Genomic DNA, 2091 nt, shown 5'->3' with positions numbered 1-2091 from the left:
TGGGCGGTCTCGGAGGGCCCACCTCCATCACCGGTGCAGCATCACGTCGGAAGATTCCGTCTACATCGAAACCTCCCGTTGTGTTCGTGGCGCACAATCATCCGCATACCGGACCAGCCGGTAGTTGGGCAATCCTCGGCGCCGTCTCCTGCGCCGATCCTCGGAGGTGCTATCTGGTCCTCCGAGCCCCTGGGCGACGTGCTCGTCCAGGACCGAGAGCGCGATGTTGGCCAGCAGTGGCGACAGGATCCCGCCCTGCGGGGTCCCGGTGCGTGTGTCCGTGAAGGCTCCGTCCCGGGACAGGATCCCGGACTTCAAGAACGCCTTCACCAGGGACAGCACCCGCTTGTCCCCGATTCGATTCCTCACCCGCTCCATGAGAGCCGGGTGCGAGATCTCATCGAAGCACGCCGTGATGTCGCCCTCCACCACCCACTCGTATCCGTGGCTGGCGAGGTAGCGGGTCTCGGCGATCGCGTCATGAGCCCGGCGATTCGGGCGGAACCCGTAGGAACACGGGAGGAAATCCGCTTCGAACACCGGCTCCAGCACCAGTTTCAAGGATGCCTGGACCACTCGGTCCGCCACGGTCGGAATCCCCAGGCGACGGAGTTTTCCGTTCGCCTTGGGAATCATCCGCTCGCGCACGGGGACCGGCCGGAAGCTGCGGTCTCTGATCTGAGCCCGCAGCCTGCCGAGGAATATCTCGACTCCTTGCCCGGCCTCGATGGAGCGGGCGGTCTTCCCGTCCACTCCGGCCGTCCGGGCACCCTTGTTTCCCCGGGCACGGTCCCACGCCACCAACAGGAAGGCGGGATCGGCCACGAGGTTGAACAGATCATCGAATCTGCGATGAGAATCATCAGCGGCCCAACGGTGCAGCTTGGTCTGGATCTCCAGTACCCGGCGTTCGGCCTTCATCAAGACCCATTCCAGCTCGTCGGAATTCACCGGCGACCACCTCCTGGCATTCCAGCATCCTTACTGCCGAATTGCTGACCCCCTTCCCCATGTGGCCGGCTTTCCCGGCCTCGGAGTACTACGGAGTCTCCGTCCTGCCCGACGGCCATCAGCCGGCGATGGGCCTGCCCTCCACCGGACTGGAGATCCGGCATCGGACGACCGCAGGCAGTTCCCACGTTCACCACGGAATCGATTGACGGGTGAGGTGCCCAGCTCTACCCCGGCAGCATCGCCACGCTTACGCCGCAGGCTTTCGGCGTGGCCTCCCCCCACCGATACGTGGAATCGGCTTCGGAGTCGACCACCGGCCAGCGGTGGTCGTGCACTGCATCCGGCCCGCATCCGCCAGGTTGGAGCCGGTGTCGTAATTACGGGGCGTCAAGCACTGATTCCTCGCGTGCACCTTCCCGTCTCACTAGCCGGACCCGGACCGTCTGGCAGTGCCAGCCCGTCCCGACGTTGTCGGGGCTGCTTACCGCCCGGCTCGGCATCCCCCGAACCGAACTGCCCCCAGCTTCAACCAGGTTGCTGCGACAACCCGGCGGTGAAGGTCTCTCACCTCACTCAATTCCTTGGCGCCTCGTGGCGCACCCACGCGGTACGACAAACTCGCGGTCCGCTACGAGGCGACCATCCTCGTCGCGGCCATCAACGAGTGGCTGTGATCAGCGCAAGCGATTCAACGCTGGCAAGGAGGCCACAAGCGTGGACCTGCGGTCACACCCCGGCTGTGTCGAGGAGGATCTGCGCCAGTTCGCGTGGCTGGGAGAACATCGGCCAGTGGCCGGTGTCCATCTCGATCAGCCGCCGCCGCCCGCTGTTCAGTAGTCCGTTCTCGGCGATCGATGCCTTCACCATCGCTCCGTCGTCCGGCCAGGCGGAGACGAACGGTTCACCATCGGCCGGAACACTGGAGTCAAGGAAGACCACGTGCGCCAGCCGATCGCGGATCCGCCCGGCGGCCTGACCGCTTGGGACACCCGAGTAGCTGTGACCTACCAGAACCACTTCACGCAGGTCCTGGCGCTCGACCTCGGGGCTTTCCCCTTGATCGTGGACACCGGTTGTCATGCGGCGGTGGCCAGCGTAGTTGATCGTTGTTCGTAGGCGATCGGGCTGATCTGGCCG

General features: G+C 65.2%; 2 protein-coding genes. Both read right to left on the bottom strand.

The window, feature by feature from the left end:
- Positions 1 to 60: 60 nt before the first annotated feature.
- A complete protein-coding gene (locus ACF08M_RS41555; protein WP_392190509.1) occupies positions 61 to 951 on the bottom strand; it encodes a reverse transcriptase domain-containing protein in 891 nt (296 codons plus the stop codon).
- A 729-nt stretch (positions 952 to 1680) separates the two neighbouring features.
- The coding region (locus ACF08M_RS41550; RefSeq protein WP_392190508.1) for an alpha/beta fold hydrolase at positions 1681 to 2091 on the bottom strand (411 nt) is incomplete at its 5' end.

The sequence above is a fragment of the Streptomyces sp. NPDC015032 genome, assembly GCF_043080425.1.
In the GTDB taxonomy this organism is placed as follows: domain Bacteria; phylum Actinomycetota; class Actinomycetes; order Streptomycetales; family Streptomycetaceae; genus Streptomyces.
Note: the sequence above shows the minus strand (reverse complement) of the source record. Positions and strands in the feature narration are given on the sequence as shown.